We start from the raw sequence: 24,528 nt of genomic DNA, 5'->3' as shown, positions 1-24,528 counted from the left end.
TGGTGGAGGTAAGCGGGATCGAACCGCTGACCTCTTGCATGCCATGCAAGCGCTCTCCCAGCTGAGCTATACCCCCCGGGCGCAGAAATAATAAAAGCCGCTTGCGCGACTTTTGTTTTCACTACTTGTATCTATCCAGCATAAAGCCAAACATCAAACAAATCAGTACAAACAACGTCAACTACAACATCTACAACTTATCACAACCTTGGCGTCCCCAGGGGGATTCGAACCCCCGTACTCACCGTGAAAGGGTGATGTCCTAGGCCTCTAGACGATGGGGACTGCGAACAACCAATTCTGCAACGTGGTGGAGGTAAGCGGGATCGAACCGCTGACCTCTTGCATGCCATGCAAGCGCTCTCCCAGCTGAGCTATACCCCCGTTTGCTGCAGAAACAAGAGTATAGCAAAGAAGCTGGACTATGCAAATACCCTTTTGCAACTTTGCTCTGGATTCAAGTCAAAATCACAGAAATTTCGCCAGGCGCGCCACAATCGTCTCGCGACCGAAGATCTGCAGCACGGCGTCGATGGCCGGAGTTTGCAGCTGGCCGGTGACGATCAACCGCAGCGGCATCGCCATCTGCGGCATCTTCAGCGTGTTGGCGGCCAACACTTCCTTGATCATCGCCGCCAGCGCTTCCTTGGTCCACTCCACCGTGGCGCAACGCTCGGCGAACTGCGTCAGCGCCGGCTTGACGGCGTCGGTCAGGTGCTGGGTCATCAGCGCGGCGTCCGGCTGCGGCGCGCGGTAGAACAGCATGGCGGCGTCGGCCAGTTCGTTGACGGTGTTGACGCGCTCCTTCATCAGCGCCAGCACGGCCGGCAGCGCAGGCGCGCCGTCGAACACGGCGCCGGCGGCCAGCATGCGCGGCTGGGCCAGCGCGGCCAGGCGTTCGTTGTCGGCCTGCTTGATATAGTGGTTGTTGAGCCAGTTCAGTTTTTCGATGTTGAACTGCGCGGCCGAGTTGGACAGGTGGGTGCCGTCGAACCAGCCGCACACCTGCTCCATCGAGAATACTTCCTCGTCGCCGTGACTCCAGCCCAGGCGCGCCAGGTAGTTCAGGATCGCTTCCGGCAGATAGCCCTGCGCCGGGTAGTCCATCACGTTGACCGCGTCCTTACGCTTGGACATCTTCTGGCCGTCGGCGCCCAAAATCATCGGCAGGTGGCCGTACAGCGGCAGCGGCGCGCCGATGGCGCGCAGGATGTTGATCTGGCGCGGCGTGTTGTTGACGTGATCGTCGCCGCGCAGCACGTGGCTGATTTCCATGTCCCAGTCGTCGACCGCCACGCAGAAGTTATAGGTCGGCGTGCCATCGGGACGGGCGATGACCAGGTCGTCCAGTTCCTTGTTGCCGATGGTGATGGTGCCCTTGACGAAATCGTCCCAGCTCACTTCGCCGTCCAGCGGGTTCTTGAAGCGCACCACCGGCTTGCGGTCGGCCGGGATGGCTGGCAGGGTCTTGCCAGGCTCAGGACGCCAGGTGCCGTCGTAGCGCGGCTTTTCGCCGGCTTCGCGCATGCGCTCGCGCATCGCTTCGACTTCTTCCTGCGACGAGTAGCAATGGTAGGCGGTGCCCGCTTCCAGCATCTGCGCCACCACTTCGCGATAGCGGTCCATGCGCTGCATCTGGTAGAACGGGCCTTCGTCGTGGCTCAGGCCCAGCCATTCCATGCCTTCGATGATCGCCTGCACCGCTTCCGGGGTCGAACGCTCGAGGTCGGTGTCTTCGATGCGCAGCACGAAGGTGCCGCCGAAGTGACGGGCGTAGGCCCAGGAATACAGCGCCGTGCGGGCGCCGCCCAGGTGGAGGTAACCGGTCGGGCTTGGTGCGAAACGGGTGCGGACTGGCTTGGCTGGTGCAGTAGTCATCGAAGTAGGAGTGCTTATGTGTAAAAGAAGCTATTTTACCGCGTCGGCGAAGGTGCGGCGATAGCGCTCTTCCGCATCGGCGCGGGTGTTGATCTCAAATAGCAGCCCGCCCGGCGCCTCACAGAAGAAGCGCGAGCCGCGCTCGTGATAGAAGACCTCGGTTTTCATGGTCACGCCCTCCTGCTTGAATCGGGCATGCAGGGCGCGCACCTCGTCGGCGCTCGGCAACTCGAAGCCGAGATGGAAGTTGTGCGGCCACACGGTCGTGCGGTCGCCGCAGTCTTCAATGACGATATCGAAGCCGTCGCGCTTGAGGATGCTGGTCGGGCCGGCCAGCTCGACCCGGCAGCCCAGCTGGCGCTCAAAGAAGGCAACGCTGGCGGCGACGTCGCTGGAAGGGAAACTCAGATGATTTAAACGCATGATGGACTCCGGTTGCGTGGGTTGGTAGAGACCACAGCATACGGAGCCGGCCGGGCGCCGGCTATTCGCCGCAGCGCAGCTGCGCCGCGGCGAATAGCCGGCGTTAAAACAAGGGCTTACGGCTTAGATCAACAAACCGCTGGCGGCGCTATTCGCATTTTTGAACTCAGACCGATGTCAGCGAAGTAAACAACGCCACCTGCGGAATGATCATGGCCAGCGTGATCAGATAGGCCACCACCAGCACCAGCCAGCGCGCAATCGTCGCCAGCGGCGAGCCGCCGTAGACATTCTGCATCGCCCTGGCGACATACAGGGCCAGCACACCCAACAGCAGCCGGGTGCCCCACAGCGGCGTCAGGTACACCAGCGCCATGATGAAGAAGGCGAACGCATTGACGTGCAGCGCGAACAGCAGGTATTCGCCGTAGCGCCGGCCCGACGGCAAGTACAGCAGCTTGAGGAACAAGGCAAACACCGGCACCATGCAGAAGATCAGATACGGCATGCGGGCGAAGAAACCATGCGTCATGCGCTCGGCCCTTTGCTGGGGCGACAAGGCGTAATACCGGTCGAGCGATTGCTGGAAGGTCGGGAACACGGCACGCAACGCCGACAAGCCCAGCGAAGGATGTTCGCTATCGGGCAGCGTCAGCCCGAAATTGACCTGATTGCCCTCCGGCGTGATGTCCAGTCCGAAGTTGTAATAGCCCAGCAAGAGCTGGTAGCGGGTGACATCGGCCCGGTCCGGCGTCGGATTCCTGGCGTCCTTACGCCCGATATCGGCGGTGACCGAAGGCTGCTTCGCCGCCTTCGCTTCAGACTTGGCCTCCCCCACCGAAAATCCACTGAACTGCAGGAAGGCGAACAGGATAACGCTCAAGGTCAGGAACAGCCGCAGCGGCTGCATGTAGTTGACGCGCTTGCCGGCCATATAGGCCTTGGTCAGCGCGCCCGGACGCAGCAACAGCAGGCCCATCGTGCGCCACAGCTTGCCTTCGATGGCAACGTAGTGGCCGATGAACTCGGCAAGGAATTCCCCCGTGCTGGGTGGATGGAGCACCGCTTCCTGGCCGCACCCATGGCAAAAATCCCCGACCAGGCGGGCTGCACAACCGGGGCAGAATTCAGGGGCGACGTGGTGGGCGGACGGTGCGGGGATGCTATGCAGGGAGGACGACGTCAAGGCTGGCTCGCGGGCAAAGAAAACCCGCATGCTACCCCAGGATGTTGCGTTTTTTAAAATCTTTTTTGGAAAGGTTGCGCTCAGTGTGGGCCGCACGCAACCTTTCCGTCGACGAAAACGCTTACTTGACGGTGACCTTGATCGAGGTGCTCATGCCCGGACCATAGGACTGGTGCAGGCCGTTGGCGAACTGCAGCGACAGGACATAGTTACCGGGCGCCAGCTTGACTTCGGTCTCGGTCTGGCCCTTGCCGAAGTGGATGTGCTGGTCGTCGGCCGGCACCACTTCGCCCGCCTTGACCGGCGCCGCGTTGACCAGCAAATGGTGGTGGCCGGTGTTGGCCGTCATATCGCCGGCCGGCTTGACGTCCATGCCGGTGACGGCGAACTTGACGCGAAACGGGCTGGTGACGGTGGAGCCGTCGAAGGGCTCAACGAAGGCCACCGACTGTTGGGCGTAGGCGCTGGCGCTCAAGGCCAGGAAGGCTGCTGCGATTATTTTTTTCATCATGGGTAATCTCCGGTTAGTCGTTCTTGATGACGATGCTAGGGAACTTGCTGGTCATATCCTTGGCCTTCTCCGAGACCTGCACTGCAATCTTGCGGGCGATGTCCTTGTAGATGGCGGCCACCTGGCCGTCCGGCTCGGCCACCACGGTCGGCTTGCCGGAATCGGCCTGCTCGCGGATGGACAGGGTCAGCGGCAAGGCGCCGAGGAACTCGACGTTGAAATCCTTGCACATCCTGGCGCCGCCGCCGGCGCCGAAGATTTCTTCCGCATGGCCGCAGTTGGAGCAGATGTGGGTGCTCATGTTCTCGACGATGCCGAGGATGGGGATGCCGACCTTCTCGAACATCTTCAAACCCTTGCGCGCGTCCAGCAGCGCGATGTCCTGCGGCGTGGTGACGATGACGGCGCCGGTGACCGGCACCTTCTGCGACAGGGTCAGCTGGATGTCGCCGGTGCCCGGCGGCATGTCGACGATCAGGTAGTCGAGGTCGCGCCAGTTGGTCTGCTCCAGCAACTGCTGCAGCGCCTGGGTGACCATCGGGCCGCGCCACACCATCGGCTCGTCCGGGTCGATCAGGAAGCCGATCGACGACACCTGCACGCCGTAGTTCTCCAGCGGCTCCATGGTCTTGCCGTCCTTGGTTTCCGGACGGCCGGACACGCCCAGCATCATCGGCTGCGACGGGCCGTAGATGTCGGCGTCCAGCAGGCCGACCGAGGCGCCCTCGGCGGCCAGCGCCAGCGCCAGGTTGACGGCGGTGGTCGATTTGCCGACGCCGCCCTTGCCGGAGGCCACGGCGATGATGTTCTTCACGTTGGGCATCAGCTTGAGGCCGCGCTGCACGGTGTGCGAGATCACCTTGCTGTGCACGTTGACGCTGACATTGCCGGCGCCGGGCAGCACGCGCAGCGCGGCGATGACGCTGGCGCGGATGGCGTCGAACTGGCTCTTGGCCGGGTAGCCCAGCTCGATATCGAGGGAGATATCGCCGCCCTCGACCTTCAAATTCTTCACGGCCTTGCCGGAGACATAGTCTTTCGTTGTATTTGGGTCAACGATTTGGGACAGCGCGGCTTTGACGTCTTCTACTGTGATGCTCATGTAACTCTCTCCGTAAAATGTGCCCTCATTCTAGCGCATAGCGACAGAAAAGCCCTCAGACGTGTGCAGTTGCGGCTTCCACTGTTAAAATGTTCTTTTTCCACCCACAAAGTGCATCAACCATGACCCGCAAGCTGTTCGTCACCACTGCCCTGCCCTACGCTAACGCCGCTTTCCATATTGGCCACATGATGGAGTACATCCAGGCCGACATCTGGGTCCGGTTCCAGCGAATGCAGCGCGACGGCGCGAGCGGGGAACAACGCGTGGTGCACTTTGTCGGCGCCGACGACACCCACGGCACGCCGATCATGATCGCCGCCGAAAAGGAAGGCATCACGCCGCAGGAGTTCGTGGCCAAGATCGCCGCCGGCCGCGCCCAGTACCTGGACGGTTTCCATATCGCCTTTGACAACTGGTATTCGACCGATTCGCCGGAAAACGTCGAGCTGTCGCAGGGCATCTACCGCAAGCTGCGCGATAACGGCCTGATCCAGACCAAGATCGTGCCGCGCTTCTACGACCCGGTCAAAGGCATGTTCCTGGCGGACCGCAACATCAAGGGCGAGTGCCCGACCTGCCACGCCAAGGACCAGTACGGCGACAACTGTGAAGTGTGCGGCGCGGCCTACCAGCCGACCGAGCTGATCAACCCGTTCTCGGTGTTCACCAACGCCACGCCCGTCCTCAAGGATTCGGAGCAGTACTTCTTCAAGCTGTCCGACCCGCGCTGCTACCAGTTCCTCAAGGACTGGCTGAACACGCCCGGCCGCCTGCAGCCGGAAATGGTCAACAAGGTCAGCGAGTGGCTGGGCGAGGCCGGCGAAAAGCTGGCCGACTGGGACATCTCGCGCGACGCGCCCTACTTCGGCATCCCGATCCCCGACGCGCCGGGCAAGTTCTTCTACGTCTGGCTGGACGCGCCGGTCGGCTACCTGGCCAGCCTGAAGAACTACTGCGAGAAAAAGGGCATCGATTTCAACGCGCTGCTGAACGATCCGGGCACCGAGCAGATCCACTTCATCGGCAAGGACATCGTCTCCTTCCACCTGCTGTTCTGGCCGGCCATGCTGAACTTCGCCGGCCATCCGGTGATCGACAAGCTCAAGGTCAACGTGCACGGCCACCTGACCGTCAACAATGAAAAAATGTCCAAGTCGCGCGGCACCGGCATCTCGCCGCTGCGCTACCTGAACCTGGGCATGAACCCGGAATGGCTGCGCTACTACATCGCCTTCAAGCTGAACTCCAAGGTCGAAGACCTGGACTTCACCGGCGACGACTTCGTGGCCCGCGTCAACAGCGACTTGATCGGCAAGTACGTCAACATCGCTTCGCGCTGCGCCGGCTTCATCGCCAAGAAGTTCGACGGCAAGCTGGCGTCGTCGCTGTCCGAGGGCGCACAGGGCTGGATCAAGCGCGCGCTGATCACCGCTGACGGCGTCGAGCGCCAGGCCAGCATCGCCGCCAATTTCGAGGCGCGCGAGTTCGGCAAGGCGCTGCGCGAGATCATGGAGATCGCCGACATCACCAACCAGTACGTCGACGAGAACAAGCCGTGGATACTGGCCAAGGACGAGGCCAAGCTGGCCGAGTTGCACGACGTCTGCACCACCGCGCTGATCCTGTTCCGCCAGCTGACCATCCTGCTGTCGCCGGTGCTGCCGGGCGTGGCCGCCAACGTCTCCAAGTTCCTCAACGACGAACAGCTGCTGTGGTCCGATACCGACGTCGCCAGCGGCATCGTGTCGAGCGCGATGCTGGGTCGCACCATCGGCGCCTACGCGCACCTGATGACGCGCGTCGACGCCAAGATGATCGAAGACCTGTTCGATGCGCCGGCCCAACAAGCCGCAGCCGCCGCGGCTCCGGCGGTCGCCGCCAAGCCTGCCAAGCAGCCCGCCGCGCCAGCCGCACCGGCGCTGCCGATGCCGGAAGGCGTGGAAGAACTGGCGCCGCAGATCAGCATCGACGACTTCGTCAAGATCGACCTGCGCGTGGCCAAGATCGTCAACTGCGAACACGTCGACGGTTCGGACAAGCTGCTGCGCCTGACCCTGGACGTGGGCGAAGGCCGCCTGCGCAATGTCTTCTCGGGCATCAAGTCCATGTACCAGCCGGAAGAACTGGTCGGCAAGCTGACCGTGATGGTCGCCAACCTGGCGCCGCGCAAGATGAAGTTCGGCGTGTCCGAAGGCATGGTGCTGGCCGCTTCGGCCAAGGACGAGAAAGCCAATCCAGGCATCTACATCCTCAACCCATGGCCGGGCGCTGAGCCAGGCATGCGCATCCGCTAAGGGCCGGACGATGAACATCGTGGTTCGGGAAGCCAGGAATGACGATGCCAAGCTGATTGCCGACCTCACGCGCGCCGCGTGGGCCGGCAAGGTCAGCGTCACGTCCAGCGGCCACCGCGAAACCGCCGTCCTCGTCGCAGAACACCTGCGCAATGGCGGCGGTTTTGTTTTATTGGTCGATGAACAGCCGGTGGGTTCGGTGCGCTGGCTGCCGCTCGATGCGGAGCCGGATGTCTGGGAGATCTGCCGCATGGGCGTGCTGCCGCAATACCGTGGGAGCAATCTGTCGCAGCATCTGCTGGAGGCGGTGATCCATCACGGCCTGGCGTGCGGCGTGGAGGAAGTGAGGCTGGCCGTGCGCGGCGACCAGCCCAAGCTGATCGACTTCTACACCGCCTTTGAATTCGAACTGGCCGAAGAGCTTGAATACTCGCACGCCAATCCGATGGAACCTCCGCCGCTGGTGATGCGGCGTACGCTCAAGCACTAAGCCGCTACGTCGTGGCGTGGTTGATGTGCTTGAGCAGGGTTTTGATATCGGCTTCCGCCTCCGGCGACACCTGGGTGAACATGCAGCCCACATGGAGCTGTTCGCCCAGCAGAAAGGAGCGGACGCCGCGCGTGACCCGGATTTCCATTTCCGCGACGACCACGGACTCCGATTCCGATTCCGTCTCCAGCTCCAGCCGCACCTCCACCACCTTGCGGCCCTTGAGCAGACCCTTGGTGGCGCTCTTGGTGCAGCGCAGGCCCATCCCGCCCAGCGCGAAATCGTAGATGGGCAGCTCATACATCCTGCCGTTCACCTCGAACGCGGCCATGAACGTGACGCCGAGCGGCGTTTCCACGCGCTCCGATGCGCGCCGGTTCAGCACCGCGCAGGTTTCCGGGAATTTCATCGGGATCAGCTGCGACTGGCCGGGCAGCGAGTTCCAATCCGCATCGGACAGGCGAAACTGAATCTTCGCGTTGCTCATGACGGTGACAAAGGTGACTTTGCCGGGCTGCAGGGTCGAGCCTTCGTTCAATTCCATCACGAAATGCGGCTGCTCGGGATCGACTGACAGTATGCGCCCAAGCACCGGCTCGCGGACGCCGCTGGTGTACATCGAGATCGCTTCGCCACTCGCGGCAAGGGAAGTGAAGGCGTCGCCGATATCGTCCTCGGTCGTCATGTCATACGTGTTGGCGGCGGCTGGGATAGGGCCTATCGCGTCTTGTGGCCGTGGCGGTCCTTTGCGGATCGTGACGGCAGTGTGCTCAGTGAGTAGCATTTCACCACCTATATGTCGACGTTATTTGGGTCTCTTTATAACTTCATCATAGTTTGTGATTTGCTCCATGGCAACCTATTTTTTATAACTTGAAATATAGGAGTGAGAACAACCCACTCCCGCCACCTCTATTTACTTGTAAATACCACAACCGATCACGACGTCGTCCACGCGCTCGACATAGGTGCGCTTGCCGTCGACGGTGCCGGTGCTTGGGTTGGGCCACTTGTAGTCGACCCAGCCCTTGCCTTCCTTGCTCATGCCCAGCGCCAGGATGTCCTTGATCAGGAACTTGCCGTCTGCATCCTTCATCTCCAGCACGTTCTTGCCGACCAGCTTGATGTTGGCGCCGTTGGCCAGTTCCACGCCGTCGCCGTTGGCGCCGAAGGCGAAGATGTACAGATCCTTCTGGATGAACTGCCCCTTCGGATTATTGAACTCGGCGAGGGCCTTCTCCTTGCCGTTCTTTTTCAGGAACTCGCTGGCTTTCTTGACCATCGCCACCGCTTCGTCGGCCGTGCCCTTCTCCGCCGCGCCCGCCCCCAGCGCCGCCAACATCATCAGTCCAGCAAACAAACCCGTGAATAGTTTTTTCATGACCGCTCCTTAGAAAACGTGACGAATGCCGAGATTGAGGCCGCGATTGCCGCTACCGCCTTCGATCGCGCTGCCGACCGTGTAGCCCGCGCCGTTCTTATTGCGGATGTAAGCATACACCCCGTATAAGTCCGTGCGTTTGGACAGGTAGTGGCGATAGCCCGCCGCCAATTGCTGCGCATCCTGGTTGAAGCTGGTCTTGTCGTTCTTGCGGATGTAGGAGGCCAGCCACGTGCCCATCCCCTGCGGCACCGTCACGCCCAGCAGCACCACGCTGCTGTCGATCGACGGCGTCGGCGCCACGGCGTAGCCGAACGGGTTGTTCAGGTTGCGCGGCAAGGCGCTGTTCAAACCCTTGTCGACGCCGTAGGCAAAGTGCGCCTTCGCCACGCCGAAGTCGTACAGCGCGGTCAGCACGGTGTTCTTGGCGCTGCTGGTGTTCTTCAGCGTGGCGGTGTCGTTGTTGCGGTTGTGGTGCGCGAGGCGCACCACCAGCGGGCCGCTGGTGTAGGCGAGCGCGCCGCCGAACTGGCGCTGCGCCGTGCTGTCGCCCGCCACCTCGCCGACGCCGTAGACCACTTCCGCATTGAAGCCGTTGACCACCGGCGACGCGTACTTGACCGCGTTGTCCATGCGGCTGGCGCTATTGCCGGTGGAGGCCATCAGGTTCTTGGTGTCGCCCGCCGTGCCGGAACCGAAGGGGTCGACCGCCGCCACCGCCAGGTACTGCGGCGTGTACTGGCGGCCCAGAGTCAAGGTGCCTGCGGTCTTGCTCTGCAAGCCGACGTAGGCCTGGCGGCCGAACAGCAAACCGCCCTGCCCCATCGCGCCGGTATCGGCCTGGAAGCCGTTCTCCAGCAGGAAGATGGCGGACAGGCCGCTGCCCAGATCCTCGGTGCCTTTGAAACCCAGGCGCGAACCCGATTCAACGCCGCTGGTCAGCTTGGTGCTGGCAGCGGCCGTGCCAACGCCGCCGCTTTCGCGCACCACCGCCACATCGACGATGCCGTACACCGTCACATTGGATTGGGCCGCAGCCGTACCGGCCAATGCGCTCAGCGCCAGCGCAAACATAGTTTTATTCATTTTGTCCCCAGTTGTACAGGCTCTGATAATGGAAGCGGGATAACGAGCCCTGGCTATCCCGCCGGTTGACCTATTTTGCGCCGAAGCCACCGCCGCCGGGAGTTTCGATGGCGAAAACGTCGCCTGGCTGCATCACTGCGGTATGCGTGGCGCCGAACTCCTCGACTGTGCCGTCGCCGCGCTCGACCCAGTTGCGGCCCAACGCTCCCGGCTCCGCGCCTTCCAGCCCGAACGGCGCGATGCGTCTGTGGCCGGCCAGGATGTTGGCCGTCATCGACTCAAGGAAGCGGATACGACGCAGCGCACCGTCGCCGCCCCGCTGCGCGCCCTCGCCACCACTGCCGCGACGGATGGCGTGGGTTTCCACCAGCACCGGGAAGCGCCACTCCAGCACTTCCGGATCGGTCATGCGCGAGTTGGTCATGTGGGTCTGCACGGCGGCCGTGCCGTCGAAACCCGGACCGGCACCGGAACCGCCGGCAATGGTTTCGTAGTACTGGTGCTCGGCGTTCCCGAAGGTGAAGTTGTTCATCGTGCCCTGCGAAGCCGACATCACGCCCAGCGCGCCGTACAAGGCATCGGTGACGTACTGCGACACTTCCACGTTCCCCGCCACCACCGCCGCCGGATAGCGAGGATTGAGCATCGAGCCTTCCGGGATGATCAGCTTGAGCGGCTTGAGCACCCCCTCGTTCATCGGAATGTCGCTGTCGATCAGCGTGCGGAACACGTACAGCACGGCGGCCTTGCAGACTGACAGTGGCGCGTTGAAGTTGGTCGGCCGCTGCTCGCTGGTGCCGGTGAAGTCCACCGTGGCGCTGCGGCTTTCATGGTCGATGGTCAGCTTCACCTTCAGCATCGCGCCGTCGTCCATCTCGTAGGCGAAGCTGGCGTCGCGCAGGCCGCCGATGGCCTTGCGCACCGCCGCTTCGGCGTTGTCCTGCACGTGCTGCATGTAGGCCAGCACCACGTCCTCGCCGTAGCAAGCGGTGGCCTTCAGCAGTTCGTTGGCGCCGGTTTCGCAGGCGCCCAGCTGGGCGATCAGGTCGGCGATGTTCTGGTCGATGTTACGGCTCGGCCAGGGGCCGGCGCCGAACAGCTCGCGCACCAGCGGCTCCAGGAACACGCCCTTGTCGACGATCTTGATGTTATCGAGCAGGACGCCCTCTTCCAGGATGCTGGTGCTGTTCGGAGGCATGGAGCCGGGCGTGATGCCGCCGACATCGCCGTGGTGGCCGCGCGCGGCGACGTAGAACAGCGGCTGGTCGCCGTCGCCGTACACCGGGCAGACGATGGTGATGTCCGGCAGGTGGGTGCCGCCGTTGTATGGCACGTTGAGCACATAGGCATCGCCCGGCGCTATCGTCGCCGCGTGCTGGCGGATCACACACAGCACGCTGTCGCTCATCGAGCCCAGATGGACCGGGATGTGCGGCGCGTTGGCGATCAGGTTGCCCTCGCGGTCAAAGATGGCGCAGGAAAAGTCCAGCCGTTCCTTCATGTTGACCGAGTAGGCGGTGTTCTCCAGCGTGGTGCCCATCTGCTTGGCGATCGCCATGAACAGGTTGTTGAAGATCTCCAGGTGGATCGGATGCACGTCGGTGGTCATCTTGTGCGCGCTGCCGGCGGCCACGCTGCGCTCCAGCAGCAGCGAGTGATCGGGCAGTACGCGCGCGCTCCAGCCGGCGTCCACCACGGTGGTGGCGATCTCCTCGCGGATCAGCGCCGGACCGGCGACGCGGCTGCCCACCGGCAGTTCGGCGCGCACGTGCAGCGCGATCGGCACGGTCTGGCCGTCGACGTAGCTGTAGACGCGGCCTGGCGAATCCGCGCCACCGCCGGCCGGCACTTCGATGACGAAGTCGGCGCCATCGCCCGCGCCGATCGCTTCGGCCGATATCGATTCGATCACCAGCGGCTGGCCTTCCATGACGAAGCCAAAACGGCCGCGATACAGCGCCGCAAAGGCCTCGCTCATGTCGGCCATGTCGGCCAGCGGGATGACGAAGGCGGAATCGCTGTCCTGGTACTTCAGGCGGGCGCACAGTTCGACGCGGATGTCTTCCTGCGCCACCTGCTGCTCCAGCAGTTCGGTGGCGGCGTCGCGCGCCAGCGCCACCAGTTGCGGTCCCAGCTCGGCCAGCGTGACGTCGCTGAGCGGCTGCTCGACCGCGCCTTCGCGCATGGCGCGGATGTCGGCCAGGCCCATGCCGAAGGCCGACAGCACGCCGGCGAACGGATGGATCACGATCTTGGTCATGCCCAGCACGTCGGCCACGCGGCAGGCATGCTGGCCGCCGGCGCCGCCGAAGCAGCACATGGCGTAGCGGCTGACGTCATAGCCGCGTTCCACCGAGATCGACTTGATCGCCTGCGCCATGTTATCGACCGCCACCGCCAGGAAGCCATCGGCCACGGCGGACGGCGACAGCCGGGTGCCGGTTTCGCGGGCGATCTTCTCGGACAGTTCGCCGAAGGCGCGCACCACCACGTCCCGGTCCAGCGGCTGCTCGCCGTTCGGACCGAACACGCGCGGGAAGTGCTCCGGCTGGATACGGCCCAGCATCACATTACAGTCGGTGACGGTCAGCGGGCCGCCCTTGCGGTAGCTGGCCGGCCCCGGATTGGCGCCGGCCGATTCCGGGCCGACCTTGAAGCGGCCGTTCTCGAAGCTGCAGATCGAACCGCCGCCCGCCGCCACGGTATGGATGTGCATCATCGGCGCGCGTACCCGCACGCCGGCCACCACAGTCTCGAACACGCGCTCGTAGGCGCCGTCGTAGTGGGCGACGTCGGTCGAGGTGCCGCCCATGTCGAAACCGATCACCTGTTTCAGGCCGATCGCCTCGCAGCTCTTGACCGCGCCGACGATGCCGCCGGCGGGGCCGGACAGGATCGCGTCCTTGCCCTGGAAGCGGCCGGCGTCGGTCAGGCCGCCGTTGGATTGCATGAACATGATGCGCACGTCGCCTGTATCAGCCGATACCCGCGAAACGTAATCGCGCAGCACCGGCGACAGGTAGGCATCCACCACCGTGGTGTCGCCACGGCCGACAATCTTCATCAACGGGCTGACCTGATGGCTGACGGAGATCTGCGTGAAGCCCACCTCCTCGGCCATCGACCGCAGCCGCTGCTCGTGCTGCGGATAGCGATAGGCGTGCATCAACACGATGGCGATGGCGTCGATACCCTTGGCGCGCATCGCGACGAACTGGCCGCGCAACACCTCTTCATCCGGCGCTTGCAGCACCTCGCCGCGCGCGCCGATGCGCTCGTCGATCTCGATCACTTCCTCGTAGATCAGGTCCGGCAGTTCGATGCGCATGGCGAAGATGTCCGGCCGGTCCTGGTAACCGATGCGCAGCTGGTCGGCGAAGCCGCGCGTGATCGCCAGCGCGGTGCGCGCACCCTTGCGCTCCAACAGCGCGTTGGTGGCGACGGTGGTGCCCATCTTGATCACTTCGATCTGATCAGCCGGCAGCGGATCGCCCGTCTTCAGTCCGAGCATGTCGCGCATGCCTTGCGTGACGGCGTCGTCGTAGCGCTCCGGGTATTCGGACAGCAGCTTGTGCGTGACCAGCTTGCCGTCCGGGCGGCGCGCGACGATGTCGGTGAAGGTGCCGCCGCGATCGACCCAGAACTGCCAGCGAAGTTGTTGAGCGGGGATGTCGTTTTTCATGGTATTACCTTTTTGATTCAAGATTCAAGTTGTTTGCCGGCGGTTTCGGGCAGCGTCAGGGCGGCCAGGATCATCACGCCGTAGGCGGTGCCGGCGAATACGCCGATCGCCTCGCCCAGCGCCATCGACTGGCTGCTCAGGCCTATCATCAGCGGGAACAGCGAGCCGATGGCGCGGCCCATGTTGTAGCTGAAGCCCTGGCCCGAACCGCGGATCGAGGTCGGGAACAACTCGGTCAGGAAGGCGCCCATGCCGCTGAACACGCCGGACACGCAGAAGCCCAGCGGGAAGCCGAGGAACAGCATCACGCCGTCGGTCACCGGCAAGCGGGTGTAGGCCAGGGCGATGCACAGCGAGCCGGTGGCGAACAGGATGAAGTTCTTCTTGCGACCCAGGTAGTCGGTCAGGAAGGCGCTGACGATGTAGCCCACATACGAGCCGACGATCACCATCGCCAGGTAGCCGCCGGTGCCCAGCACCGTCAGGTGGCGCTCGGTCTTGAGGAAGGTCGGCAGCCAGGTGGTGATGGCGTAGTAGCCGCCCTGGGCGCCGGTGGTCAGCAATACGGCGCGCAAGGTGGTGCTCAGCATCCTGGGTGCGAAGATCGCGGCGAACGAGGCGCGGTCCTCCGGCGCCACCGCCTTCTGCTGCGCCACGAACACTTCCGGCTCATCGACGAAGCGGCGGATGAAGATCACGAACAACGCCGGCAGTATCCCCAGCAGGAACAGCGAGCGCCATGCCCATTCCGGCGGCAGCAGCGAGAACATCAACGCATACAGCAGCGCCGACACGCCCCAGCCGATCGCCCATCCCGCCTGCACCATGCCAACCGCCTTGCCGCGATCCTTGGCGCGGATTACCTCGCCGATCAGGATGGCGCCGGCGGTCCACTCGCCGCCCATGCCAAAGCCCATCAGGCCGCGCGCCACCAGCAGTTGGGTGAAGTTCTGCGCCAGTCCGCACAGCACGGTGAAGAAGGCGAACCACAGGATGGTCAGTTGCAGCGTCTTGACGCGGCCGATGCGGTCCGACAGGATGCCGGCGATCCAGCCGCCGAGGGCGGAGGTCAGCAAGGTGACGGTGCCGATCAAGCCGGCGTCGCCCTTGGACAGGCCCCAGGTGGCGATCAGCGTCGGGATCACGAAGCTGAGGAACTGCGTGTCCATCGCGTCGAGCGCGTAGCCGATCTTGCAGCTCCAGAAGGTGCGGCGCTCCTTGCCGGTCAAGGCGTGGAACCAGGAGAAGAATCCCTCCGGCTGGGTGGTTGATAGTGCTCTGGTATTCATGGTGGTCCCCTTTTTTGTCAGGCGTAGCACTCCCCTGCGGACGCGCTGTGCGGGTCCGTCGCGGGTGCTACTTTGGTTTTAAATCAGAACGCGGCTAAAGATGAATTCAGTATGTCGGTCACCAGCATGTAGCCCGGCTGGTGGGTGATCGCCAGCGGCAAGCGCGCGTGGCGGATGGCTTCCTGCGGCGTGACGCCGCATGCCCAAAAGACCGGTATTTCGTCCGGCATGATCTCGACCGGATCGCCGTATTCGGGCCGCGCGATGTCGGCGATGCCGATCAGCGACGGGTCGCCCAGGTGGACGGGCGCGCCATGCACCGCCGGATAGCGGCTGGTGATCTGGATCGCGCGGATGGCGTCGGCGGCCTTCATCGGCCGCATCGACACCACCATCTCGCCGCCGAACGGGCCGGCGCTCTGGTTGCGGATATTGGTGCGGTACATGGCGACGTTGCGGCGTTGTTCGATGTGGCGCAGTTTGATGCCGGCCTCGATCAGCATCTGCTCGAACGAGAACGAGCAGCCGATCGCGAACACCACCAGGTCGTCGCGCCAGACGTCGTGCAGCGAGTGGGTTTGCGACGCCAGCTGGCCGCCGCGATAGATGTTGTAGCCGGGGATATCGCTGCGCAGGTCCATGTCGGCGCCCAGGCGCGGCAGGTTCCACTGGTCAGGCTCGCCCACCGCCAGCAGCGGGCAGGCGCGTGGGTTGCGCTGGCAGAAGCGCAGGAACTCGTCGGCATGCGCCTGCGGCAGGATCACCAGGTTGGCCTGGGCGTAGGCGCCGCAGTAGCCGGAGGTCGGCAGGCGGAATTCGCCGCTGCGTACTTTGTGACGTAATTCGAGTGGGGTCATGGCGCTGGTCTCGTTCATCAAATCGTGAATAACTTGCATGAGTTAAGAATAAACTTGAATAACCCTACACGCCATCTAGTTATTTTTGCTGTTGTTGTATAGTTTTTCTTACCACTCTGCGCTATCTTGGTGCGTCAGGTTAAGGTATTCTTGTTTGCCATGAACATCCGCTTCCTGGAGACTTTCGTCACCCTCGCCCAATTGCGCAGCTTCCGCGCCACCGCCCGCGCGCTGCACGCCACGCCGGCCGCCATCTCGCTGCGCATCAAGACGCTGGAAGAAGAACTGCAAACGGAATTGATCGACCGCGCCAGCAAGGAGTTCCGCCTCACCGCCAACGCCGAATACCTGCTGGGCCACGCCAAGGCGGTGGTCGACGCCACGCGCCGGCTGATGGCGGCGGCGCAGAAGGACAGCGCGATCCGCGGCCGCCTGCGCGTGGGCGTGATCGAATCGGTGGTGCACAGCTGGCTGGCGCAGTACATCCGCGAGTTGAACACCATGTATCCGGAGCTGGAGGTCGACCTGACCGTCGACATGAGCAATGTGCTGGAGCGGCGCCTGCGCGCGCGCGAGCTCGATCTGGTGATCCAGGTCGAGGGCGTCGAGAGCAGCGACATCGTCTCCGAGGCGCTGGCCGTGTATCCGCTGCACTGGATCGCCCGCAAGGGCCTGATCGACACGCGCAAGGAAGGCCTGAACCAGCGCCTGCTGGCCCTGCCCATCCTGACCTTCGGACGCGGCACGGCGCCGCAGCGCATGATCGAGGAAATCGTCAGCAAGATGGCCAACCTGGCGATGGTGCCGCTGGAGCAGACCCGCATCACCTGCTCGCCGTCGGTGGCGGCCATCGTCCAGCTGGTGAAGGACGGCTACGGCGTTGCCGCCATCCCCAGCCTGTTCGTGGTGGACTCGCTCAAGAACGGCGAGTTCATCGAACTGCCGGTGCAGCCCGAGCCGCCGGCCATCATCGTCTCGATGTGCTTCCATTCGAATGCCGAGATGCTGGTGCACGCCGCCGCCAACGCCGCCCGCCAGGCCTGCGCCGGCTACTGCGCGCAGATCGATCCCCGCTACATCAAGTCGCTGGGCTGAGCCTTTTCCTGCTGATTGCACAACAGTAAAAATACTGGGGTGCGCGTGCGCGCGCGGTTTTGATCTACTATTTTCCTGCTGCCGGCGCACCCACCAACAACAACGGAGACATATCATGGCTATCAACATCAAGCGATTGATGGGGCACGCGTTCGTCTGTATCGTCTGTACCATCCTGCTGGCGGCGGCCTGCCCGGCGCAGGCGGTGACGGCCGGTCCCGGCACGTGGAGCGCGCAGCAGACCTGGGCCGCAGACAGCGTCAACGGCGGCAACCTCACCGGTTATTTCTACTGGCCCGCCTCGCAGCCCACGCTGGGCGGCAAGCGCGCGCTGGTGCTGGTGCTGCACGGCTGCCTGCAAACGGCCGGCGGCGACGTGATCAACAGCGGCGGCGACGGCGGCTACAACTGGAAGGCGATGGCCAATCAATACGGTGCCGTGGTCCTTGCGCCCAACGCCACCGGCAATGTCTACAACAACCACTGCTGGGACTACGCCAACACCACCCACACCCGCAGCGCGGCCGGCCACGACGCCATCTTGCTCGACCTGGTGAGCCGCTTCGTCAACGATCCGCAGTACGCCATCGATCCCAAGCAGGTGTATGTGACGGGCCTGTCGTCGGGCGGCGGCGAGACCATGGTGCTGGGCTGCCTGGCGCCGGACGTCTTCGCCGGCGTCGGCATCAATGCCGGGCCGCCGCCGGGCACCACTACCTTGCAGATCGGCGCGGTGCCTTCCGGTTATACCGCCACCACGGCCGGCAACCAGTGCAAGGCGATGGCCGGCGCCAACGCCGGCGCCTTCGCCACGCAGATCGCCGGCGCCGTCTGGGGCACTTCCGACTTCACGGTGGCGCAGGGCTACGGCCCGATCGACACGGCCGGCATCCGCCTGGCCTACGGCGGCAGCTATAGCAAGGGCGGTGCGGTCGCGGTGGCGGGCGGAGGCAGCAACGTGCCCTACACCGACAGCAACGGCAAGCTGCGCACACACGAGATCACGGTGACCAATATGGGCCACGCGTGGCCGGCCGGCAGCGGCGGCCAGAACACCAATTATGTCGACAACACCAAGGTCAACTACCCGGCCTTCGTCATGGATTTCTGGTTCAAGAATAATCTGCGCGCTTCGACGACGCCGGGGCCGGTGATGACTTCCTGCGGCACCACGGTGATCAGCGGCAGCGGCGTCACCATCAGCGGCGCGGCCACGGCCAGCGGCGCCGTGGGCAGTTATGCGGTGCAGCTGAACGGTCCTACCGCGATCAACGATGCGGCGGCCGGCAGCGGCGCCAGCTTCAGCAAGAGCTACAACGTCGCCAGCGGTTACTACACCGGCGGCGTCACCGCCTCCGACACGCTGGGCCAGGTTTCGGGCGCCTGCCCGCTGGCGCAATTCCTGGTCGGCAGCGCGCCGGTGCTGCCGCCACCGACCGGCTTGAGCGCGGGCACGCCGACCGCCAGCGCGGTGGCACTGGCCTGGAACGCCGTCAACGGCGCCACCGGCTACAACGTGTATCGCAACGGCGCCAAGTTGACCGCGTCGCCGCTAAGCGCCACCAATTACACCGCCAGCGGGCTGGCGGCCAGCACCAGCTACAGCTTCGCGGTGTCGGCGGTCGGCGCTGCGGGCGAGAGCGCGCTGTCGACGGCGATCAACGTCACCACCGCGTCGGCGTGGAGTTGCACCGCCGTCAGCGCCAGCAACTACGCCCATGTGCAAGCGGGCCGCGCGCACGACAGCGGCGGCTACGCGCTGGCCAACGGTTCCAACCAGAACATGGGACTGGACAACCTGTTCTTCACCACGGTGCTGGCGCAAACGGCGGTCGGCTACTACGTGATCGGCGCCTGTCCCTGAGGCGTTACAGCGCCAGCACGATGGCTGCGCTACCGGCGGCGGGAACGGCGGAACACATCAGCACCTGCCCCGCCGCGAGCTCGGCGCCGCAGGTGCGCGTGTATTCGACGGCGCCGGAGACCAGGCCAGCCGCGCACGAGCCACATTGCCCCGAACGGCAGCTCGATTCCACCGGAACGCCCTTGGCTTCGGCCAGCTCCAGCAGGCTGCCGGCGCTGCCGTCCCATAGCGCAGCCATGCCCGATTGCGCAAACTGCACCGGCACCGGCGCGGTCGGCTTGGCAATGCTGGTGGCCGCTGGCGCATCGCGCCGCACGCTGGCCGGACCGAACGCCTCGAAGCGTATGCGCGCATCGGCGATGTTCAGGCTGCGCAAACCGTCATACATCTGCTGCATGAACGCGGCAGGGCCGCACAGGTAGAAATCGTAATCATCAAACGACAGCTGGGACCTCAACCAATCGAGGTCGATGCGGCCGGCGCTGGACTGCCAGTTGGCGATGTCGCTGGCCTCGGCCTCGCCGCCGCTGTAGCGTATGTGGACGTTGAGGTTGCGATGCCCCGCAGCCAGCGTTTGCAGGCGTTCGGCAAACGCGTGCTCGTCGCGGTTACGGGCGCCGTGGAAAAAGTAGATGGGATGACGGTGCCGCGTGCGGCTGCCGTTCACCAGCAGACCGTTCAGCATCGCGATCATCGGCGTGATGCCGATGCCGGCCGACAGCAGCACCGCCGGCCGCCGCGTGCCCTGCTCGAACGTGAAATCGCCACCTGGCCCCAGCAGTTCGATGCGCGCTCCCGGCGCCAGATGGTCATGCAGCCAGCCGGATACGGCGCCGTCGCGCTTGACGCTGATGCGATAGCTGCGGCCGTTCGGCGCGTCGGACAGGGTGTAGCTGCGGATGCGCGACGCATCGTCCACCGGCACGCGCAGCGAAATGAACTGGCCCGGCACATGCGCGGCCACGCCCATGCCGTCGGCCGGCTCCAGATGGAACGATCGCACCGTGGCGCTCTCCCGCACCACGTCGGTGACGGTGTAGGGCCGCCAGGCGCTGGTCAGCGCGGCCGCTTGCAGCACGCGGTCCGCCTCCTCCCACACGCCGGTGCGCGCCACTTGCGCGGCAGGCTTGGGAGCGCTCCAGCGGAACGGCAGCGCGCCCACATTGCGCACCACTTCGCGCACATGGAAGCGCAGCAGCTGCTCGGCGCCGGCAAAGGCCCGTAGTTGCGCGCCTTCCCAGATGATCTCCGCCTCCACCGCCACATGCAGCATGTCGCCGCGTTCGAAGTCGATGAACAGCAAGCCCGCGCGCGGATAGCCGAGCAGGTTGCCCATCGTGTTGAAGAAGAAGTTGCCAACGAATTCGGGCGACGTCAGCGTGCGCTCGTCGTCCACCCGCACGAAGCCGGGCCGGCCGCCGCGATGCGAGACATCGACGCCCCGCCCCGATTCGGTCTCCAGGTTGGCGCTGGCGATGAAAAAGGTGTCGGCGCGGGCGATCAGCTCGCGGTCCTGCGCGCTCAACACGGCGGCGCGCAGCACCTGAGGCACAGGCGCGGCCGGCACAGGCGTCTGTACCCGGTCCTGGATGTACTGCGGGCAGTTGCCGAAGCTCTGCGTCACCGCCACCCGCATGCCGGCTTCGTCAATCGCAGCGATCACGCCGTTGACGCGGTTGCGCCGCCGCGTGGTCGGCACCAGTCCCAGCCCGCCGATGTGGGCGCCCTCGCGCAGCTGGCCTTGCAGCGGATCGCCGGCCAGCATGCCGCCGGCGATATGCAGCGTGCGCGCATCCGGCGTCGAGACGAAGCCCGCATCGTTGACCAGCATGGTGGCCCACGGCTGCCCCGCGCCATCCAGCGCGCCGATGAAGAACAGCGGCAGCTCGCCGAAGAACTGGCGATGCTGGTCCGGCATGTAGTCGCGCACACCGGCCGCGCCGGCGCCGGCCATCTGCTCGCGCACGCCCACGCGCTGCTGGATCGCCAGTTCGCCCGCATGGAAAGGTGTGGCGTTCATGATGGCCTCCGCTCAATAGGTTTCGGGCGCCAGGCCGCACGCCGTGGCGACCATCGGCACAAAGCCGGGTAAGGCGCGGACGTTGGCCAGCCAGGCACGGATGTTCGGATAGGGCTTGAGCGAGACGCCGCCTTCCGGCGCATGCTCGATGTAGCTGAATGCTGCGACGTCGGCGATGCTGGGCTGATCGCCCAGCGCGTAGCGGCGGCCGGCCAGTTCCAGCTCCATCGCGTCGAACAGCCGCACCGCGATGCTCTTGGCGCGCTCGTGATCGAACGGCATGCCGAACGCCACCACCAGCCGCGCTACGCACGGGCCGTAGGCGATCTTGCCCGAAGCGTTGGACAGCCAGCGCTGCACCGTGGCCGCCGCCAGCGGTTCGCGCGGCAGCCAGCGGCCGCTGTCGTCGTATTTCGAGGCCAGGTAGACCAGGATCGCGGTCGAATCGGGCAAGGTCACGTCGCCGTCTTCCAGTACCGGTATTTCGCCGAAGGGGCTGCGCGCCAGATGCTCGGGCGTGCGGTTCTCGCCGGCCCGCATGTCGAGCTGGACGAATTCGTACGGCACGTTCAACAGGCTGAGGAACAAGCGCACGCGGTGGGTGTGGCCGGAAAGGGGGGAGCCGTATAGTTTCATGATCAATCTCCTGCGAGGATGGATGGTCTGGCCAGTATATTGAGCGGCGATCGTGCTGATAAGCTGGACAAAACCGGATACTAAGTTCACTCTAGGTGGACAATCATTCTTCGCACACGCCATGGCCGATTTAAGCACCGTCAACCTGAACCGCCTGATCACCTTCGTCGCCGTGGTGGACGCCGGCTCGCTGACGGCCGCCGCCGAGCGCCTGGGACTGGCCAAGTCCATGGTCAGCAAGCATATGCAGTTGCTGGAGGCCGAGGTCGGCGTCGGCCTGCTGCTGCGCTCGACCCGCAAGCTGTCGCTGACCGAGGCCGGGCGCGACTTCTACGACGCCAGCCGGCAGCTGTTGCAGCAGGCCGAGCTGGCCATCGAGCACGCCCGCAGCGGCCGCGCCGTCCCGCAGGGCACGCTGCGGGTGGCCGCGCCGATCGACTACGGGGTGATGGTGGTGGCGCCGGTGCTGTCGCAATTGCGGCTGCGCTACCCGGCGCTGAAGGTGGAACTGCTGTGCGGCGACAGCCTGATCGACCTGATCGCCGAGGGCATCGATGTGACGGTGCGGCTGGGCAAGCTGGCCGATTCGGGCTATATGGCGGCGCGCATCGGCCGCATGGTGCGGCTGCTGGTGGCCAGCCCGGAGTTCGTGGCGCGCTACGGCATGCCGGAGCATCCGCAAGCGCTGGCCCAGTTGCCCTACATTTCGCTGACGGTGCTGACGCAGCCGAACAGCTTCACGCTGGTGGACGGCGCCGGCCAGCAGAGTGAAGTCCGGATGCGCAACATCGTGTTCTCGACCAACACCGCCCCCGCTTGCCGCGCCGCCGCGCTGGCCGGCGACGGCCTGCTGCGCGCCACCTGGTTTTCGGTGCGGGAAGACCTGGCGGCAGGCCGGCTGGTGCGGCTGCTGCCGGAATGGTCGCTGCCGGAGGGCGACATCCACGCCGTGTTCCCGGCCACGCCGCACCTGCCGCAAAAGGTGCGCGTGTTTATCGACGCGCTCAAGCTGGCGGCCGGCGACTAGCGAGCCAGCGGCGGCAACGTATGAGCAGCGCCATCGCCGTCACCGCCGCAACACCGAACCAGAGCCAGGTCGCGATCACCGACGGCGGTTTGCGCTCGCCGGGCGCGGCGCCATCCTTGAACGCCGCGGGCAGCACACGCGGCGCCACCGGCACGATCTTCCAGTCCGCGCGGTTGGCCGGGGCGCGCTGCTGGTATTCGCGCAGCGACAATACGGGATCGTGGCCCAAGGCGCGCGACGACGGGAACTGCGGTATCCGCACGAACAGCAGCGCCTCCAGGTCCGCGCCCAGCTGCGCCTCCAGCGTGCCGCCGGCCGCCCTGCCCGGCACCGCCAGGCGCTTGAGCAAATCGTCGGCAATGGTGTCGAAGGCGACGAAGGGCAGCAACTCGGTGCGCTCGGTCTTCAGGTAGTCGTAGGCGCTCTGGCCGCTGGCCAGGCTGACTTCCTTCAACGCCATGTATGGCAGGGCCACCGCGGCCTTCAGCGGGCTTTCGCCACCCAGGCGCGGTATGTTCCAGCCGAGCGTGCGCAGGGTTTCGACGTTGATGCCGGCGCAATTGGTGCTGGCGTGGCGGTAATGGAAATCCTGCCGGTAGAAGTGGTTGAACACGCGGCCGATCGCCTCCTGGACCAGGGCGGGCGCGCGCTGGTCTTTCAGCACCGCCACCAGCATGTAGGATGGGCGGTACCAGGCCTGGCCGCTGTTGAGGTCACCCATGTAGGCGTCCATCGGCAGGATAGCCGCGACGATGCCTTTTTCGCTGATCGAGGCCAGGCTGTAGAAATTGTTCACCAGCCAGTTGTCCCATTCGCCGGCGGCCCCGAAGCGGCCGGTGGCGACGGCGAAGTGGCCGCCATAGGATTCATCGTCGTCGCCCTGCGCGCCGTTGAGCATGAAGGCCAGCACCGGCTTGCCCGCCAGCGGCAGGGGCGCGCGGCCGCCGTCGCGGCGCCACAGGGTCCGGCTGGCGTAGGGCGCGGTGGCGCCGCCGTGCTGGGCGCGGACCAGGCTTTCGATGGTCTCGCCAGCGGCCAGCGGCGCGCTGGGCGCGGCCGCGCCGAGCGCGTAGCGCTTGGGCCACAGCGTGCGCATCACGAAGCGTTCCTCGGTCAGCGCGCCACGGGCCTTGACCTCGCCGCCGGAAAAAAACGTCAGGCTGCTGCGGTCCACATACGAGCGGTTGGTCGATAGCCTGGGGGTGAACTCGACATTCAGGGGCGCGGCGCCGCCGGCGCGTGCCAGCCGCGCATCGGGCTCCAGCCGGCCCTCGGCCACATGGGGCGAACCTATCCACACCAGCGGCGGCGCCTGGTCGCGCGCGCGCCCGCCGGCAGCGGCCAGCCAGGTCTTGACGTCCTCCTGGGCCCGCTGCCGGGGCGCATAGCCGGCGCCATCGGCCTTGGCCACGGCGATCATGTCGTCGCTGAAGTACCACAGCGCCTGACCGGGCGCGGCGCAATCCTGGCAGCGGCCGGTCGCCAGCTTGAAGCGGTCGCTGGGATAGAGGCCCAGCAAGCCGGGCGCAAGCGCGTCACGCACGCTGGCATCGACGGCTTGCGCCGCTTGCCACGGCAGCGCGGCGCCGATCAGGGCCGCTGCCGCCAGGATGCCGCTGGGGTTGTATGGACAATGCCGCATGATGTCGCTCCGCTGGGTGATGGCGAAGCTGCAGTGTAAGGCGGCCGGTTTTGTGGCTTGTT

The 24,528-nt window shown here is 65.1% G+C and carries 19 protein-coding genes and 3 tRNA genes; 5 read left to right on the top strand and 17 right to left on the bottom strand.

The features are described from left to right. The 8 genes from KVP70_RS28190 to apbC all read right to left on the bottom strand — a co-directional run bounded on the left by KVP70_RS28190 (position 1) and on the right by apbC (position 5,100). Positions 1-76 (bottom strand) — tRNA-Ala (locus KVP70_RS28190). A 133-nt stretch (positions 77-209) separates the two neighbouring features. Beyond that, positions 210-285 (bottom strand) — tRNA-Glu (locus tag KVP70_RS28185). 23 nt (positions 286-308) lie between these two features. Then, positions 309-384 (bottom strand) — tRNA-Ala (locus tag KVP70_RS28180). A gap of 84 nt (positions 385-468) precedes the next feature. Beyond that, positions 469-1,878 (bottom strand): glutamate--tRNA ligase, encoded by a 1,410-nt coding sequence (gene gltX / locus KVP70_RS28175; protein ID WP_217945707.1) that lies wholly within the window; start codon positions 1,876-1,878, stop codon positions 469-471. A 30-nt stretch (positions 1,879-1,908) separates the two neighbouring features. Beyond that, positions 1,909-2,301 carry a VOC family protein gene (locus KVP70_RS28170; RefSeq protein WP_217945706.1) on the bottom strand — a complete coding sequence of 131 codons (393 nt, stop codon included), beginning with the start codon at positions 2,299-2,301 and terminating at the stop codon, positions 1,909-1,911. A 166-nt stretch (positions 2,302-2,467) separates the two neighbouring features. After that, positions 2,468-3,364, bottom strand: coding sequence for a DUF3667 domain-containing protein (locus tag KVP70_RS28165; protein WP_217945705.1), 897 nt, complete (start codon positions 3,362-3,364; stop codon positions 2,468-2,470). A 244-nt stretch (positions 3,365-3,608) separates the two neighbouring features. Then, positions 3,609-3,998: a DUF4399 domain-containing protein gene (locus KVP70_RS28160; protein ID WP_217945704.1), complete on the bottom strand. Its 390-nt coding sequence runs from the start codon at positions 3,996-3,998 to the stop codon at positions 3,609-3,611. A gap of 13 nt (positions 3,999-4,011) precedes the next feature. After that, complete coding sequence (gene apbC, locus KVP70_RS28155) at positions 4,012-5,100, bottom strand: iron-sulfur cluster carrier protein ApbC (RefSeq protein WP_217945703.1); 1,089 nt, start codon at positions 5,098-5,100, stop codon at positions 4,012-4,014. A gap of 122 nt (positions 5,101-5,222) precedes the next feature. Between apbC and metG the strand changes: the two genes are divergently transcribed. Beyond that, positions 5,223-7,397, top strand: coding sequence for a methionine--tRNA ligase (gene metG / locus KVP70_RS28150; RefSeq protein WP_217945702.1), 2,175 nt, complete (start codon positions 5,223-5,225; stop codon positions 7,395-7,397). A 10-nt stretch (positions 7,398-7,407) separates the two neighbouring features. Next, positions 7,408-7,887: a GNAT family N-acetyltransferase gene (locus KVP70_RS28145; protein WP_217945701.1), complete on the top strand. Its 480-nt coding sequence runs from the start codon at positions 7,408-7,410 to the stop codon at positions 7,885-7,887. A 4-nt stretch (positions 7,888-7,891) separates the two neighbouring features. Here the strand turns inward: KVP70_RS28145 and KVP70_RS28140 are convergent, their stop codons facing one another. The 6 genes from KVP70_RS28140 to KVP70_RS28115 all read right to left on the bottom strand — a co-directional run bounded on the left by KVP70_RS28140 (position 7,892) and on the right by KVP70_RS28115 (position 16,200). Then, complete coding sequence (locus KVP70_RS28140; RefSeq protein WP_217945700.1) at positions 7,892-8,572, bottom strand: PilZ domain-containing protein; 681 nt, start codon at positions 8,570-8,572, stop codon at positions 7,892-7,894. Between the two features lie 231 nt (positions 8,573-8,803). After that, the gene (locus KVP70_RS28135) at positions 8,804-9,268 is read right to left on the bottom strand and encodes a cache domain-containing protein (protein WP_217945699.1); all 465 of its coding nucleotides are present in this window, start codon (positions 9,266-9,268) and stop codon (positions 8,804-8,806) included. Between the two features lie 9 nt (positions 9,269-9,277). Next, positions 9,278-10,354, bottom strand: coding sequence for a porin (locus KVP70_RS28130; RefSeq protein ID WP_217945698.1), 1,077 nt, complete (start codon positions 10,352-10,354; stop codon positions 9,278-9,280). A gap of 70 nt (positions 10,355-10,424) precedes the next feature. Continuing rightward, positions 10,425-14,036: a hydantoinase B/oxoprolinase family protein gene (locus KVP70_RS28125; RefSeq protein WP_217945697.1), complete on the bottom strand. Its 3,612-nt coding sequence runs from the start codon at positions 14,034-14,036 to the stop codon at positions 10,425-10,427. Positions 14,037-14,053: 17 nt separating this feature from the next. Beyond that, positions 14,054-15,325 (bottom strand): MFS transporter, encoded by a 1,272-nt coding sequence (locus KVP70_RS28120; RefSeq protein WP_217945696.1) that lies wholly within the window; start codon positions 15,323-15,325, stop codon positions 14,054-14,056. 83 nt (positions 15,326-15,408) lie between these two features. Beyond that, complete coding sequence (locus KVP70_RS28115; protein WP_217945695.1) at positions 15,409-16,200, bottom strand: putative hydro-lyase; 792 nt, start codon at positions 16,198-16,200, stop codon at positions 15,409-15,411. A gap of 141 nt (positions 16,201-16,341) precedes the next feature. Here KVP70_RS28115 and KVP70_RS28110 point away from each other — a divergent pair, with 141 nt between their 5' ends. Together KVP70_RS28110 and KVP70_RS28105 are read left to right on the top strand one after the other, a co-directional pair. After that, positions 16,342-17,277, top strand: a complete 936-nt coding sequence (locus tag KVP70_RS28110) for a LysR family transcriptional regulator (protein WP_217945694.1) — start codon at positions 16,342-16,344, stop codon at positions 17,275-17,277. Positions 17,278-17,392: 115 nt separating this feature from the next. After that, entirely contained in the window at positions 17,393-19,141 is a 1,749-nt protein-coding gene (locus tag KVP70_RS28105; protein WP_217945693.1) for an extracellular catalytic domain type 1 short-chain-length polyhydroxyalkanoate depolymerase, read from the top strand. A gap of 4 nt (positions 19,142-19,145) precedes the next feature. Here KVP70_RS28105 and KVP70_RS28100 read toward each other — a convergent pair whose 3' ends face one another. Next, entirely contained in the window at positions 19,146-21,161 is a 2,016-nt protein-coding gene (locus tag KVP70_RS28100) for a 2Fe-2S iron-sulfur cluster-binding protein (RefSeq protein WP_217945692.1), read from the bottom strand. A 12-nt stretch (positions 21,162-21,173) separates the two neighbouring features. Next, the gene (locus KVP70_RS28095) at positions 21,174-21,797 is read right to left on the bottom strand and encodes a glutathione S-transferase family protein (RefSeq protein ID WP_217945691.1); all 624 of its coding nucleotides are present in this window, start codon (positions 21,795-21,797) and stop codon (positions 21,174-21,176) included. A gap of 121 nt (positions 21,798-21,918) precedes the next feature. On the opposite strand from KVP70_RS28095, the gene KVP70_RS28090 reads away from it, so the two are divergent. After that, on the top strand, positions 21,919-22,824 hold the full coding sequence (locus KVP70_RS28090; RefSeq protein WP_217945690.1) for a LysR family transcriptional regulator: 906 nt from the start codon (positions 21,919-21,921) through the stop codon (positions 22,822-22,824). Here the strand turns inward: KVP70_RS28090 and KVP70_RS28085 are convergent. Continuing rightward, positions 22,802-24,466, bottom strand: coding sequence for a hypothetical protein (locus KVP70_RS28085; protein ID WP_217945689.1), 1,665 nt, complete (start codon positions 24,464-24,466; stop codon positions 22,802-22,804). The two genes, KVP70_RS28090 and KVP70_RS28085, sit on opposite strands and share 23 nt — an antisense overlap. Positions 24,467-24,528: the final 62 nt, after the last annotated feature.

This window comes from Duganella violaceipulchra, assembly GCF_019166075.1.
In the GTDB taxonomy this organism is placed as follows: Bacteria; Pseudomonadota; Gammaproteobacteria; order Burkholderiales; family Burkholderiaceae_D; genus Rugamonas; species Rugamonas violaceipulchra.
The sequence above is the reverse complement of the archived record's forward strand: the minus strand, read 5'-3'. Positions and strand labels throughout refer to the sequence as shown.

Bases quoted from the DNA above. Each gene is read 5' to 3' on its own strand.
- gltX (WP_217945707.1), bottom strand. From the start codon at position 1,878: ATGACTACTGCACCAGCCAAGCCAGTCCGCACCCGTTTCGCACCAAGC.
- KVP70_RS28170 (WP_217945706.1), bottom strand. From the start codon at position 2,301: ATGCGTTTAAATCATCTGAGTTTCCCTTCCAGCGACGTCGCCGCCAGC.
- KVP70_RS28160 (WP_217945704.1), bottom strand. From the start codon at position 3,998: ATGATGAAAAAAATAATCGCAGCAGCCTTCCTGGCCTTGAGCGCCAGC.
- apbC (WP_217945703.1), bottom strand. From the start codon at position 5,100: ATGAGCATCACAGTAGAAGACGTCAAAGCCGCGCTGTCCCAAATCGTT.
- metG (WP_217945702.1), top strand. From the start codon at position 5,223: ATGACCCGCAAGCTGTTCGTCACCACTGCCCTGCCCTACGCTAACGCC.
- KVP70_RS28145 (WP_217945701.1), top strand. From the start codon at position 7,408: ATGAACATCGTGGTTCGGGAAGCCAGGAATGACGATGCCAAGCTGATT.
- KVP70_RS28140 (WP_217945700.1), bottom strand. From the start codon at position 8,572: ATGACGACCGAGGACGATATCGGCGACGCCTTCACTTCCCTTGCCGCG.
- KVP70_RS28135 (WP_217945699.1), bottom strand. From the start codon at position 9,268: ATGAAAAAACTATTCACGGGTTTGTTTGCTGGACTGATGATGTTGGCG.
- KVP70_RS28130 (WP_217945698.1), bottom strand. From the start codon at position 10,354: ATGAATAAAACTATGTTTGCGCTGGCGCTGAGCGCATTGGCCGGTACG.
- KVP70_RS28125 (WP_217945697.1), bottom strand. From the start codon at position 14,036: ATGAAAAACGACATCCCCGCTCAACAACTTCGCTGGCAGTTCTGGGTC.
- KVP70_RS28120 (WP_217945696.1), bottom strand. From the start codon at position 15,325: ATGAATACCAGAGCACTATCAACCACCCAGCCGGAGGGATTCTTCTCC.
- KVP70_RS28115 (WP_217945695.1), bottom strand. From the start codon at position 16,200: ATGAACGAGACCAGCGCCATGACCCCACTCGAATTACGTCACAAAGTA.
- KVP70_RS28110 (WP_217945694.1), top strand. From the start codon at position 16,342: ATGAACATCCGCTTCCTGGAGACTTTCGTCACCCTCGCCCAATTGCGC.
- KVP70_RS28105 (WP_217945693.1), top strand. From the start codon at position 17,393: ATGGCTATCAACATCAAGCGATTGATGGGGCACGCGTTCGTCTGTATC.
- KVP70_RS28100 (WP_217945692.1), bottom strand. From the start codon at position 21,161: ATGAACGCCACACCTTTCCATGCGGGCGAACTGGCGATCCAGCAGCGC.
- KVP70_RS28095 (WP_217945691.1), bottom strand. From the start codon at position 21,797: ATGAAACTATACGGCTCCCCCCTTTCCGGCCACACCCACCGCGTGCGC.
- KVP70_RS28090 (WP_217945690.1), top strand. From the start codon at position 21,919: ATGGCCGATTTAAGCACCGTCAACCTGAACCGCCTGATCACCTTCGTC.
- KVP70_RS28085 (WP_217945689.1), bottom strand. From the start codon at position 24,466: ATGCGGCATTGTCCATACAACCCCAGCGGCATCCTGGCGGCAGCGGCC.